7 protein-coding genes and 1 pseudogene are annotated in these 13,295 nt (G+C 66.4%); 3 read left to right on the forward strand and 5 right to left on the reverse strand.

The window, feature by feature from the left end; genetic code table 11:
• The first annotated feature begins 120 nt into the window (after positions 1–120).
• Together QTI45_RS32310 and lon are read left to right on the forward strand one after the other, a co-directional pair.
• On the forward strand, positions 121–534 hold the full coding sequence (locus tag QTI45_RS32310) for an Hsp20/alpha crystallin family protein (protein ID WP_286373014.1): 414 nt from the start codon (positions 121–123) through the stop codon (positions 532–534).
• On the forward strand, positions 534–2,972 hold the full coding sequence (lon, locus tag QTI45_RS32315) for an endopeptidase La (protein ID WP_286373015.1): 2,439 nt from the start codon (positions 534–536) through the stop codon (positions 2,970–2,972). Before QTI45_RS32310 ends, lon begins: the two co-directional genes overlap by 1 nt.
• A 189-nt stretch (positions 2,973–3,161) precedes the next feature.
• Here the strand turns inward: lon and QTI45_RS32320 are convergent, their stop codons facing one another.
• The 3 genes and pseudogenes from QTI45_RS32320 to ligD form a co-directional block, all read right to left on the reverse strand.
• Positions 3,162–6,068 carry a sensor histidine kinase gene (locus tag QTI45_RS32320; protein ID WP_286657274.1) on the reverse strand — a complete coding sequence of 969 codons (2,907 nt, stop codon included), beginning with the start codon at positions 6,066–6,068 and terminating at the stop codon, positions 3,162–3,164.
• An 876-nt stretch (positions 6,069–6,944) separates the two neighbouring features.
• Positions 6,945–7,825: pseudogene (locus QTI45_RS32325) on the reverse strand (exodeoxyribonuclease III).
• Positions 7,826–7,878: 53 nt separating this feature from the next.
• Positions 7,879–10,446, reverse strand: a complete 2,568-nt coding sequence (ligD, locus tag QTI45_RS32330; RefSeq protein WP_286657275.1) for a DNA ligase D — start codon at positions 10,444–10,446, stop codon at positions 7,879–7,881.
• 206 nt (positions 10,447–10,652) lie between these two features.
• Between ligD and QTI45_RS32335 the strand changes: the two genes are divergently transcribed.
• Entirely contained in the window at positions 10,653–10,838 is a 186-nt protein-coding gene (locus QTI45_RS32335) for a DUF3606 domain-containing protein (RefSeq protein WP_286657276.1), read from the forward strand.
• Between the two features lie 94 nt (positions 10,839–10,932).
• Here QTI45_RS32335 and QTI45_RS32340 read toward each other — a convergent pair whose 3' ends face one another.
• Positions 10,933–11,175, reverse strand: coding sequence for a hypothetical protein (locus QTI45_RS32340; protein ID WP_286657277.1), 243 nt, complete (start codon positions 11,173–11,175; stop codon positions 10,933–10,935).
• A gap of 878 nt (positions 11,176–12,053) precedes the next feature.
• Positions 12,054–13,211, reverse strand: a complete 1,158-nt coding sequence (locus QTI45_RS32345) for a PAS domain-containing sensor histidine kinase (RefSeq protein ID WP_286657278.1) — start codon at positions 13,209–13,211, stop codon at positions 12,054–12,056.
• Positions 13,212–13,295 lie beyond the last annotated feature (84 nt).

A 13,295-nucleotide genomic window follows, 5' to 3' on the forward strand; every position in this document is an offset into this window, starting at 1 on the left:
GTGAGGCTCGTGTTTCTCGTCGCGCTACATCAGGCCCGTCCCGGTCGACCCCAGAGGAGTCGAGCATGATCGATTCTTGCCTTGATAAGGACGTGCCGAAGTCCGCCTCGAAAGTTGCCCATGCCGCGTGACCCCACAGCCATGATGTGGTTGCAGGCCTGCGAGTTGCTCGAACGGGCCGATGGCCTGCAACGGCAGTTCTTTCGCCTGACGACGTCACAGCGCCAGACTGCGGTGTGGGAGCCACCGGTGGACGTGATCGAGGACCCGGATGAGATCGTCTTCGTCGTAGCGATGCCAGGCGTATCGGCCGGGCGCATCCAGGTGGTGAACGACGCCGGCGCACTGCTCGTGCGCGGCGTGCGTCCGTTCCCAGTGGTGAGTTCGAATCACACTGTTCGACAACTGGAGATCCCCTACGGCGTCTTCGAACGGCGCATCACGCTGCCCCTCGGGCGATTGGAACTGGGCACCCCCCAACTCGTTGAGGGGTGTTTGGTACTGACGGTCCGCAAGCTCGGGCGGGAGCGGTGATGAAAGCATCACGCATGGATCCGGGCAATTTGCTCTCTGCCGATGCGCAGGAGCGGGGCTCCGGCGCGCCGCAAGCGCGCCCCGCACAGCACTCGCCCGATGCCTCTCGGCCAATTCCGGTTGACGCGTTGATCATCTTGCCGGTGCGCAACCTGGTCGTCTTTCCGGGCACCATTTTCCCGCTCGCGCTCGACCGGCCGCGAACGCAGGCGGCGGTTCAGGAGGCGATGCGGTCGGAACGGGCGATCGGCGTACTGCTGCAGAGTAGGCCTGAAGTCGACGAACCCGGTCCTGACGCACTGCATTGGGTAGGCACCAGCCTTGCGGTGCTGCGTTACGTCACGGCGCCCGACGGCACGCACCATGCAGTGGTCAAGGGCTTGCGCCGCTTCCGCGCGTTGCAGTTCTTCGAAGGGTATGCGTTTCCAGTCGCTCAGGTGCAGTTCATCGAGGACGCGGCGGTCGCGGACCCGGAAATCGAGGGTGCTGCCCGCGCGCTGAAGCTCCTTGCCCTCGAAACGCTGGAGTTGCTGCCCCACATGCCCGCCGAGGTTGGCGCTGCGCTCGAAGTCATTGACGGACCGGCTCAACTGGCCGACGTGGTGGCCAGCGTGCTGGACGTCGCCGCACCGGAGAAGCAGGCGTTGCTCGAGACCTTTGATCTTCGGACGCGGATCGAGAAGCTGCTGAAGATGTTGGCTCGTCGCATCCAGGTGCTCAAGGTCTCGCGTGACATCACCGAGCGCACGCGAGAGTCGATCGGCGAGGTCAATCGCAAGCACCTGCTGCGCGAGCAGATGCGAGCCATCCAGACGGAACTCGGCGAAGGCGACGAAACAGCAGCGGAGTACGATGAACTGGACGGCGCCATCACCGACGCCGGCATGCCTGCGGAGGTCGAGAGTGTCGCACGCAAGGAATTCAAGCGACTGCAGCGTATGCCGGAGAGCGCAAGCGAGCAAGCCATGGTCAGGACCTACCTCGACTGGCTGACCGAGTTGCCGTGGAAGACCGAGCCCGAACCGCCGATCGATATCGCGCAGGCGCGCCGAATCCTCGACCAAGACCACTTCGGGCTGGAGAAGGTCAAGAAGCGCATCCTTGAATACTTGGCGGTGCGTAAACTCAACCCGAAAGGCCGCGGCCCGATTCTTTGCTTCGTGGGTCCACCAGGGGTTGGAAAGACCTCGCTCGGACAGAGCATCGCGAGGGCCACCGGACGAAAGTTCGCGCGCATCAGCCTGGGCGGTGTGCACGACGAGTCGGAGATCCGTGGCCACCGTCGAACCTACGTCGGCGCGCTGCCCGGAAATGTCGTCCAGAACCTGCGCAAGACAGGCACGCGGCAGGGCGTGATGATGCTCGATGAGATCGACAAGCTGGGTGCCGGGGGCTTTCAGGGCGACCCCGGTTCTGCACTGCTGGAGGTACTGGACCCGGAGCAGAACGTGAGCTTCCGTGACACCTACCTGGCAGTGCCGTTCGATCTGTCTGAAGTCATGTTCATCGCTACCGCGAACGTGCTCGACACGATCCCGGGGCCGTTGCGCGACCGCATGGAGGTGATTCAGCTGCCCGGCTATACGGCGCAGGAGAAGCTCGAGATCGCGCGCCGCCATCTGGTGCCTCGCCAGCGTGATGCCGCCGGCTTGACCGCAGTGCAAGTCGAGATCACAGACGCGGCGCTGACGGCGATCATCGAGGACTACACGCGTGAGGCCGGCGTGCGCAATCTCGAACGCGCGATCGGCAGCGTCTGGCGCCACGTCGCGATGCGCTTCGCCGAAGGCAGCGTCCAGAGTCTGACGATCGCCGAACCCGATCTGAGGGCGATCCTTGGCGCCAGAAGATTCGAGGCCGAGGTTGCCATGCGCAGCGACCTCCCCGGTGTCGCCACCGGCCTCGCGTGGACCCCGGTCGGCGGCGACATCCTGTTCATTGAGGCCGCGCGCACGCCAGGGGGAGGGCGTTTGATCCTCACCGGGCAGCTCGGCGAGGTGATGAAGGAAAGTGCGCAAGCTGCGCTATCGCTGGCGAAGGCCCGAGCGGCTTCGTTGGGAATCGCGGCCGGGACCTTCGAAAAATCGGACATTCACATCCATGTGCCGGCGGGAGCAACGCCGAAGGACGGGCCGAGCGCAGGCGTCGCGATGTTCATTGCGCTGGTTTCCTTGCTGACCGGAAAACCGGTTCGCAGTGACGTCGCGATGACTGGCGAAGTGAGTCTGCGCGGCCTGGTGTTGCCGATTGGTGGCGTTAAGGAGAAGGTTCTCGCCGCGCTGCGTGCCGGCATCACCACGGTAATGCTGCCTGACCGGAACCGGAACGACCTGGACGACATCCCGGCCGGTGCACGGTCGCAGTTGCAGTTTGTGTGGCTGCAGCAGGTGGATGAAGCGATCCGCATCGCGATACCAGGCGTTGCAGAGCGGCCCTAGTCTGCAGAATACTGGAATTAGGGTTGACCGTGTCGATGCCGCGAAGGGCGCGCTGCGCTGCTACGCCATGCTCTCCGTCCAGGCCACCCGGGTAATGGCGCGCCTGCCACCGCAGAGGAACGCCTTCCATCGCATGTCGACTTCATCTTCGCGACGGCGCCTCGAAAAACCGTCGCACCGATGACAAGACTAGTGAATGTGACTTCGAAGAATCAGCAGTTTGGCTCGCAACAATTCTGCCCAGCGGCGCAGTCCCGCCGAGTTCTGACGAACGCTCGGATACGCCACGGCGGCCGGCACACCCAGTTCCACCTCGGTGCCGGCCCCTTGCTTGCTCCAGACCGCCAAATGCGCCCCCAGTTTGTTGGCCCGCTCTCGCATGCCGATCAGACCAAAATGGCCGGGGCGCCCCGAAGCAAGCACCGCTGAGCCGATGCCCTGTCCATCATCGCGTATGCAGATCTGCAGAGCCTCCACTCCATATGTCACCTCCGCTTCGATGTTGACCGCACGCGCATGTTGGAATGCATTTCCCAGCGCCTCCCGCGCGATCAGCAGACTTTCCTCGTGCACGATCGGATGCAGCTCCCGAACTGCGCCCAGTACTCTGATGCTGAAGGCCGCTGGTTGAAATTCGGCGAACTGCGCGCCTTCAATTGCGAGGGCTTCCTCGAGTGTCTTGACGTCGCTCGCCGACGGCCGCAGATCTTTGACTTTGTCGCGACTCTCCAAAAGAAGCTTGTCGGCACGGTCGAGTGACTTCTCCATGAGCGCTCGGGCGGGCACGTTGTGCGGAATTCTGTCAGCCGCGGCCTGGAAGCGCAGGATCAGGCCCTGGATCCCCTGCAGCAGTGTGTCGTGAAGGTCGCGCGCGATACGCTCCCGCTCCGCAAGCCGGGCTTCGAGCCGGCCGCGGATCTGGCCGGAGACTTGCCGCAGACGCAGTCTGTGCAGTGCGAAAAGCATCACGAACGAGGCCAGCGTGCACAGCCCGTAGAACCAAAGCGTCTGGTAGTAGGCGGGAGCAATTGAAAACTCGAGGGTGTCGCCCTCGTGATTCCACACGCCGCTGGGGTTCGCGGCGATTACCCGGAAGCGGTAGTCGCCAGGCGACAGGTCGGTGTAGAACGCCTGCCGGCGCTGACCGGCGTCCTGCCAAGCTGCGTCGCGCCCCTCCAGCTTGTAGCGGAACTGCACCTTCTCCGGCGCCGCGAAGCTGAGGCCGGTGTAGTCGATCGCAACGTCGCGTTGCAATGGCGGCAGCCGCAAGCCAACCTGTGAGTCGAAGCGCTTTCCATCGCTGACGAGTTGTTCCACGTGCACCGGCGGGGGAATGCTGTTCTTTGGAATCCGCGCGGGATCGATCATGACGATGCCTTCGCTCGTCTTGATCCAGAGTCGCCCGTCCTGTGACTGAGTCATGAAGGGCGTCGTGTTTCGCATCGCGGCGAGTCGTGCACTGACGGAAAAAGTCTCCGAGGGCACGACGCCGTCCGATTGGTCGAGCACTTGAAAGTCGAGCTTCGGAAGTTCGGCAGCGCGATCCGCAGCGCCCCCCCACGCGTCGATCGCCGTCCGGGCGACCCGAATAACTCCACACCGAGCGCGCAGCCAGAACCAATGGGGGTCGGACAGCGTCTCGAGCACCCGGTCGCATGGCAAACCACTGTCGCTGTCCAACAGCGTCACGCGACCGTCTTTCACCCGACTCAAGCCATTTCCGTTGGAAACCCATACGGTGCCATCGGTTTCAACCCGAATCTGGCTGACGCGCGGAGAATCGCGAGACTCGCCGAGCTCGAAGAATGCGCGAACCCGCCCGGCAGCGAGGTTCATGAGCGCACCTGACCAGGAACCTAGCCATAGCGAGTCGTCGTTCGGGTCGACCGTGATCGTCGACACGCGGAAAGATGGCCGAACGCTCGCCCACGGCGTTTGCTCGACGCTCCCGTCGGGTCGAAGAAGCAGGAGGCCTGCCTCTCGGTGCGCGATCCAGAGGTTGCCTCTCGAATCGTCATCCATGCCATCTACTGCGCCGGTGGGAACGCTCGCCACCGTTGTCAATCGTCCGCCGTCGAAGTAGCCAAACTCGGACAGCGAGTACAGCCAGACTCGCCCTTGACGATCTTCGAAAAGGCTTCCCGGCGCACCTCGCCGAACCTCCATCACCTCGGGTTGATCGAGTCGGTAGACCGCCTTCGTCGTGACAGCCCAGATGGCACCATCGTGCGTCGCGAGGATGGATCGGGCCCGTCCCTCGAGGCCCTTGTTGGCCGCGAACAAGGCGCCCGCAACTGGCCGAAACTGGTCCAGCCCGCCCGAATTGGAAACCCAGACATTGCCTTCACGGTCTTCGAACAAATCGCGGATCTCGTTTCCTGACAGGCCGTCGGCCGTTGTGAACGACTCCGCCCGGTCCTTGTGCAATCGCACCAATCCGAAATCCGCTGCAGCAAGCCAAAGTGCACCGTCGCGATCACCCCGAACCCTCGTGAATCTGAGGTTCTTCATCCAGTCCGGAAGCGACATGGTTTCAGCCTTGCCGTCGGAGATGCGCACGACGTGTCGTTGTGTCGCCACGATGACGTCACCGTCCGGAGTGCCCGTCATCGTGCGAACCGCAGTGATGGCGCTGGGTAGCTTGTAGCTGACCGGCGACTGGGGTGTCCACTTCCATACGCGGTCTGTTCCTGCAACCCACAGCGCATCGGAAGGGTCGCGATGGAGAGCGACAATGGAGTCCCCCAGGCGGCCATCTTCGCCCTGGCATTCCGTGCCCGACTTTCGAACGGCGCAGAGGAAGGCGTTCTCCCGTCCCGAGTCTCCAAGCCAGCTCGTACCCCCGACCCAGATCGTTCCATCGGCGGTTTCTTCTATGGCGTTGACAGCCTTTCCTTGTAGCGACGGGTACACCGTGAGCGTGCGGTCCTTCAGGCGGGCGAGTCCCCGTAACGTGCCGATCCACAGCGCGCCATCACTGGACCCGAACAGAGTGCGAACTCGGTCGTCGGGTAGTGCGGTACCACTCGTTGCACGCCATGGGACCCCACGCACGCCGTCAAAGCGCAGCAGAGCGTTTCCGGTGGCAAGCCACATGTATCCGTCGGTCGTCTGCGCAAGGGCAATGACTGTTCCCTGAAACCCGTCGAGGTCCCGCCAGGTCCGATGCCCGTATTGAGATATTTCAGGGGAAGGATTCAGCGCCCGAACGTCGGAAACGCCTGTGGAAGCCAGCAAGACCACCAGGAAAGGTGCGACATATCGTGCGATCCGCGCTAGGAACACAAAAATCCTTGGGAATCGTCGCCGGCGGAACGTAGACGCGCCGCTGAAAGAGGGGCATCTTAGTTTTATCCCCCCTGGGAGTCGATTGCTACTTTGGTGTTGGTTTGCCCGTGCTCGACGCCTTTCAAGATGTGCCGCCCACTCAAGCGAACGATCAATGCGTCGGGCTTTGCCTGGCGGACGTGGGAAGCGTGTCCTATCAGCATCTCGGTGTCCAAGAAGGTTGCGTGCCTCGAATGCGCAGGCCAGAGAGCGCCGGCACGCCTTGCGGGCAACGACCGCGATGTACGCGAAAGAGATCGTGGAGGGCCGACCGGGGCCGAAGCCGCCGGCCGATAGCCGCGAAGCGCCCCTGCCGCCGCACGGTGCCGGCTTGGCCGTCGAGCCGATGCTGGCGGGTGGTCCGGGCTGAGGCGCGACTGCGCTCGTGCCGGGCCCCGAAACGGCCGGCCCCCGAGGACACGGGGCAGGGAGCCGGTGGCGCGGGCTTCAGTGGCCCGTCGTGCCCCGGCGCGGCTGCGACTGTTCGAACTGCCGGTCTGGCTCGCCCGGTCGTCGCGGCTTTCCGCGGTCCGCTGGGCCTCGTGCTTCTGGGTGGTCGGCTGTGCCCCCGCCTTGTTCGGCTGCTCTCGGAGGTGCTTCGGGCCTTGCTCAAGACGGGCTCCTCGGGTGGATGGAAAACCGAACCTAGACGCTTCCTCGCCGCGCGGTGTCAGCGCCGCCTGCGACCGTGGTAGGAGGGGTCGTACCGCGCACACGTCCGGGGGTGCACGCGTGCCAAGGGCCTCGCCCTCGCGGGTCTCGCAGGTGCACCCAGATGGGGGCGTGATCGCTCGCGCCTTCCACGCCGCGGACCGCGCGATCGACGCCCGCGCCTTGAAGCCGGGTGGCCGCCACCGGGCTCAGCAGCACGTGGTCGATGCGCATGCCGGCGTCGCGCGGCCAGCGATGGCGCAGGTAGCTCCAGAAGGTGTAGAGCGGCCATTCGGGGGACGCCCTCGCGAGGGCGTCGGTCCAGCCGGCCTCGAGCACCTCCCGGTAGCAGGCGCGGACTGCGGGATGCAGCAGCGCGTTGTCCTTGAGGGACCGGGTGGCGTGGATGTCGGCGTCGGTGGGCACGACGTTGTAGTCCCCGGCCAGGACGACGGGGTGGCCCGAGGCGAGCAGTCCCGCGCGTGGTGGTTGAAGTTCCGGAACCACGCGAGCTTGTGGTCGAACTTCGGCCCGGGCCTTGGATTGCCGTTGGGCATGTAGAGCGAAGCGACCACGACGCCCTGCACGGCGGCTTCGAGGCAGCGCGCCTGCGGGTCCGGCGCGGCGTTCGGCAGTCGCCGGCGAATCTCGATGGGCGCGGCGCCGCGGCTGAGAATGGCGACGCCGTTCCAGCTCTTTTGGCCGTGCACCAGCGCGTGGTAACCCATCTGTTCGATCTCGCGGCGGGGGAACGCCGCCTCGGCGCACTTGAGCTCCTGCAGGCACACGATATCGGGCGCGGTCACGTCGAGCCAGGCGCGCAGGGGCGCCAGCCGTTTGCGGATGTCGTTGACGTTGTAGGTGGCGATGCGCATGGGACCTCACGGACGATGAACGCGCCGCGCGACCACTCGCCCGGCGCATGGCGTCAGGCGCGCGGGTACCCCAGGACCTTCATCGCGCCCGCCAGTGTCTGTCGCTTCTTCCAGTAACCGCTCCAGGGGTCGGTGGTCTGGAACGACAGATGCTCGCGCGCCGTCGCGATGGTCCATTGCGCGCCGCTCTGCAGGGTCGACAGGTCGTCCCATGCCACCGGCATCGACACGCCCAGGCCCGGTCGCGCACGCGCGGAGAACGCCGCGGCGGTGGTGGCCCCATGCCCGTTGCGCAGGAAGTCGACGAACAGCTTGCCCACCCGGTTCGACGGCCCGCTCTTCGCGACGAAACGGGCGGGAATCGTCCGCGCCAGATGCTGCACCACGGCCTGCGAGAAACCCTTGACCGTGTCGTAGTCGAGCCGTGGCGCGATCGGAACGACGACATGCAGGCCCTTGCCGCCGCTGGTCTTCAGCCAGGCCTCGAGGCCCAGCCCGGTCAGCAGGGCGCGCACGAGCACCGCGGCCTCCTGCACATGCTGCCAGCTCGTGCCCTCGCCCGGGTCGAGGTCGAAGATCATGCGATCCGGGCGGTCGATGTGCTTTGCCTTCGAGTTCCAGGTGTGGAACTCGATGACGTTCATTTGCGCCGCCGAAGCGAGCGCCTGGGCCGACCCCACCTCGAGCAGCGCGCCGTGGCCCGGCCACAGCGACGCGGGAAGTTCCTGGATGCCGGGAATGCTGATCTTCTCGTCGTGCTTCTGGAAGAACAGTTCACCCGTCACCCCGGTCGGGCCGCGCACCAGCGAACAGGGCCGACCCTGGAGGTGCGGCAGGATCCAGTCGGCGACCGACTCGTAGTAACGCACCAGGTCGAGCTTGGTCAGGCCCGTGCTCGGGTCGATGACGCGGTCGGCGTTGCTCACCTTGATGGCTCCGACCGCGGCCTTGCCGGCGGTCCTGACCGGCCCGGCGTCCCCGAGCGCCTTGGCGGTCTCGCGCACGATCGAGGCCGCGGGCTTGTCGCTGCGCAGCGAGACGTAGGTGGCGTGCCGGATCTGCCCGTCGGGCGTCCATTCCGCGAACGCGACCTCGGCGACGAGCTTCGGCTCGACCCAGCGTTCGCTGCCCGGCGCGCGCTTCGACCAGCGTCCGGGCTTCGCGGCCCCGGCGGGGAAGGGCGGCTTCGCGATCTCGAGTTCCGAGAGCTTGCGCTTGAGGGCCGTGGCTTCCTCTGCGTTCCATCCGGTGCCGACGCTGCCGACCGAGAGCAACGCGCCCGACGGGGCGTGCACGCCGAGCAGCAGGCTGCCGATCTGCGGCGAGCCGTCCGAGCGGTTCGTGTAGCCCGCCACGACGAACTCCTGCCGCTGCTGGCACTTGAGCTTGAGCCAGGTCTCGGTCCGCCTGGAGGCATAGGGCGCGTCCGCCCGCTTGGCGATCACGCCCTCGAGGTTCATGCGGCAGGCGGAACTCAGCACCGACGCCGGGTCGGCTTCGAACGCGGCGCTGAAACGCAGGTGCTCCGTGCCTTTCTCGTCGAGCAGCGCCTGCAGCAGCTGGCGCCGGGACACGAGCGCGACTTCGCGCAGGTCGTAGCCTTCGAAGTAGGGGACATCAAAGAGGAAGTAGACGATCTGCGCGTTGACCTCGCCGCCATCGAAGGCTTTCTGCAGCGCGTTGAAACTGGGCAGCCCCTTCTCGTCGAGCACGACGATCTCGCCATCGAGCCAGGTCGCGGCGAGGTCCAGGCTGTTCAGCTCGCGCACCAAGCCCGGCATCCTGGCCGACCAGTCGTGGCCGCCCCGGGTCACCAGGGTGGCTTGGCCTTTCTCGATGCGCGTCATGATCCGGTAGCCGTCGAACTTGATCTCGAACAGCCATTGCCCGGCGGCCGGGATGCCGGTCGCGAGGGTCGCGAGCTGCGGGCTGAGCCGGGGCGGCAGCGGCGCCTTCACGGCGCCGGGCACGGCCGCGCCCACGCCGGTGCGCCTGGCGCCGCGTGGGGCGGCGGGCCGTTTCGCTGTCTTGCCCTCGGCGGCAAGGTCGCGCAGCGGCTTGGCGATCACGCTGTCGGGCAGGGCGGAGAGGACGTCGTAGTCGGCCTTGGGCCGCGCGAACCCGTCGCGTTTCTTGAACAGGATCCACGGCTCCTGCTTTTCACCGTCTTTGGCGATCTTGACCAACTCCCACAGGCCGGCGAGCTTGTGGCCGTGCAAGGTGAACAGCAGCTTTCCCTTCCGGAGGCCTTCCCGGGGGTCCCCGACCGGCTCCCAGGTGCCGCGGTCCCAGACGATCACGGAGCCGGCCCCGTAGTGCTTGGGCGGGATCGTGCCCTCGAAGGAACCATAGGACAGCGGATGGTCCTCGACATGGATCGCCATGCGCTTGTCGGCCGGGTCGAAGCTCGGACCCTTGGGCACGGCCCAGGACAGAAGCACGCCGTCGAGTTCGAGCCGGAAGTCGTAGTGAAGCCGGCTGGCGGCGTGCTTCTGGACCACGAACGCAAGCGACCCGGTACGGGGCGACTCCCGCTGGCCGCGAGGCTCCGAGGTCACGGCGAAGTTGCGCTTCGACCAGTATCGTTCCAGGGGATCGGCAGGCAAGTCGCGGGCGGCCATGGCACCAATCTACGGGCAGCGCCCGTTCGTGTCGAGAGTGGGAGACGCGCGCGTCTGTCGGACGGTGGCGGTGGGATCCCGCGCACGCGTGGCGCCGGGAGGTCGTCTGCCCGAAGTCCGTCGGTGTCCTGGACAGCCACGCGTTGCCGTCTGCCACCCGGCACCTGGCGGACGGGCGATCTTCGGATCTTCAAAAGGAGAACACCATGCCAGACGACACCAGCAACCGCGGCGCGCAGGACCGCGCCCGCATCAACGTGAACGAGGATCACGAGATCCGGTATTGGACCCAGGCGCTGGGTGTGACGCAGGCGCAGCTCCGCGAGGCGGTGGCGGCGGTCGGCGTCGGCGCCGACGCCGTCCGGCAGCATCTGGGCAAGCCTAGGAAGTAGGCACCCATCGAAACGGCGGTCCGCGAGCCGCCGTCCGCATGACGACCGCGCAGCCCGGGCGCGGAACATCGACGCCGCCGACAGCCGAACCCACCTAGCGCTGGGCGTCGTCCTGGCGTTTCGCTTCCTCGGTCTGCGCCGCATCGGTACCGATGTCCCGCGTGCCCGGAAAGCCCGCCTTCTTGTGGGCTTCTCGACCCATCCTGCTGCCTGCCATGGGATCGTCCTGTCCGACCGCACGGTTCTGTTCGATGTTGCGGCCGGAGGCGTCGCCTCGATCGCCGAGGCGGGCCTCGTGTTCTCCCAAGGGTCCGATGGGGCGTTTCGTGTCGTTCATGGCGCAGTTCCTTATGAAGCAAAGTGTCAGCCTCCACGAGAGCGTCCGAGGGCGTGGCAGTCCGGGGCGGCGCCTTGCCGTAGGAGGGATTCGGTTCCGTGCCGTGCCTGTCTTGCCAGGGTGCAGGTCGCCGTCACGGCGGCGGGATTAGAGCTGCCCGCCTCGCAGGATGAGGGCTTTCAACATGGCCTCCGGGGCGCCGGGTTGCCAACGCAATGTCGAGGAAGCCCCGATCTCCGCATCGAAGGAAGCTAGACGAGACGCACGCTCGACCTCTTTCCAACGTCCTGCCCCTCGTGGCCGTGCTGACGCTGCGATGGGGAACCAACTGGGTCCTCTTTACGCTGGCTGTATGAGAGGTCTCGGTCTGGACGTTCCGCTCGGCGTCGCTGATCGGCTCGGGACTGCTCCTGCGCTTGGTTGCGCGACTACAGGGCAATTCGCTGCAGGCTCCACCGCGCCAGCGAAAGCCGCTTGTCGCTGCGGCCGGCACGTCCCTCGTGGTATGGAACATTGGCAGCACCATGCGGCCATCTCATTCCGTCGGGCCAGGCGGCCGTCCTCGGTTTTGCCATGCCGGTGTGGGCGACACTGTGCTCCTGGCTCCTGGCTCCTGGCTCCTGGCTCCTGGCTCCTGCTCGGCGAGGCCATCCGCTCGCGTGATCTGCAGCGGGCCTCTCGCCGCATTGACGGAGGCCCCCACGTCGTGCGTCCTTCAAGCGTTCAACCGGCGGTCGGAGCAAGGGCCCGACGGGAGGCGACCGGGAACGTCCTGTCTCGGCGTGACGGGCTGGACGTCGGCGGGCGCCAGGCCGACGTGACCGAGCAAGCGGCTGCGCCCTGACGAGGTAGGCCCGCCGAGCGTCGGCGGCAGCGCCTCAGGGCCCCGAGGCGCCTTCCGCCGAGGGCGCGCGCAGCGGCAGGCGCACGGTGAACTCGCTGCCGCGACCCTTGCCGTCGGAGCGCACCTCGACGAAGCCCTGATGGGCATCGACCAGATCCTTGACCAGCGAGAGACCGACGCCGAAGCCGCCTTCGGCCTGGTGCGGGTTTTCCTGCGTGAACAGCTCGAAGATGACCGGCAGCAGTTCGGAAGGGATCCCTTGGCCGTCGTCGCTCACCTTGATGACGGCCTGATCGATCTCCACGGTGCAGTGCAGCCAGATCCGCCCGCCGCGCGGCGTGTACTTGACGGCGTTGTGCAGCAGATTGAACACGATCTGGTGCACCCGTGCCTGGTCCGCGTGCAGCCGGATGGGCGCCTGCGGCGTCAGCACCTCGAGGGTCTGCAGCTTGGCCTTCGCATCGGGCGTGACGGCCGCCGCGATCTCCCGCAGGTCGACGCCAAGGTCGAAGGCGGTCTTCGCGAGTTGCAGCTTGCCCGCGCCGAAGCGGGCCACCTCGGCCAAGTCCTCCATCATCCTTTCCATCTGGGCGACCTGGCGCTTGACGACCTGCAGCGGCATCGTCAGTTCGGCCGTGACCAGGCCGCGTCGCTCCACCACGTCGGTGACGCTGCGGATGGGCCCGAGCGCGTTGCGAACCTCGTGCGTGAGGCGGCCGAAGAACACGTCCCGGCCTCGCAAGGCGTCGTGGGCGTGGTCGAGGCGGTTTTCGGTCGTTTCCATCTGGGCCCGCAGGTTGGTGCGGTCGCACATGATCTTCGCGTAGCCGACATGCCGGTCGCCCTCATGCAGGGCGACCAGGCTGCCCGCCACCCAGATGCGCGTGCCGTCCTTGCGAAGGTGCCAGCGGTCGTCTTCGGAGTGGCCCATGGCGAGTGCAACGGTGCGCTCCATGTCGGCGAGGCCCAATGCCAGGTCCTCCGGCGCGAAGATGATGTCAAGCGGCTGGCCGATCACCTCATCCTCGGCATGGCCGAGCATCGCTTCGGCCGCGCCACGCCAACCGGTGATGCGACCGGTCGAGTCCAGCAGCACGAACGCGACGTCGGGCGCCTGCTGCCAGAGAAGCTCGAGCGCGCGCTCCGGGGTGATGCCCGGCGTGCGGAGGGGATCGTTCGGGGAGCCGCGCATGGACCCATCGTGCGCCCGTGCGACCCGCTGCGAAAGTAGGTCAAGGCCGCATTTGGGGCAGCGCCGGACTGGCGCCAGGGGCTC

The organism is Variovorax saccharolyticus, from assembly GCF_030316765.1.
GTDB classification, from domain to species: domain Bacteria; phylum Pseudomonadota; class Gammaproteobacteria; order Burkholderiales; family Burkholderiaceae_C; genus Variovorax; species Variovorax saccharolyticus.

What these genes read in the sequence shown, in the direction of transcription:
- QTI45_RS32310 (WP_286373014.1), top strand. Translation starts at nt 121, where the DNA reads ATGCCGCGTGACCCCACAGCCATGATGTGGTTGCAGGCCTGCGAGTTG.
- lon (WP_286373015.1), top strand. Translation starts at nt 534, where the DNA reads ATGAAAGCATCACGCATGGATCCGGGCAATTTGCTCTCTGCCGATGCG.
- QTI45_RS32320 (WP_286657274.1), bottom strand. Translation starts at nt 6,068, where the DNA reads ATGTGGCTTGCCACCGGAAACGCTCTGCTGCGCTTTGACGGCGTGCGT.
- ligD (WP_286657275.1), bottom strand. Translation starts at nt 10,446, where the DNA reads ATGGCCGCCCGCGACTTGCCTGCCGATCCCCTGGAACGATACTGGTCG.
- QTI45_RS32335 (WP_286657276.1), top strand. Translation starts at nt 10,653, where the DNA reads ATGCCAGACGACACCAGCAACCGCGGCGCGCAGGACCGCGCCCGCATC.
- QTI45_RS32340 (WP_286657277.1), bottom strand. Translation starts at nt 11,175, where the DNA reads ATGAACGACACGAAACGCCCCATCGGACCCTTGGGAGAACACGAGGCC.
- QTI45_RS32345 (WP_286657278.1), bottom strand. Translation starts at nt 13,211, where the DNA reads ATGCGCGGCTCCCCGAACGATCCCCTCCGCACGCCGGGCATCACCCCG.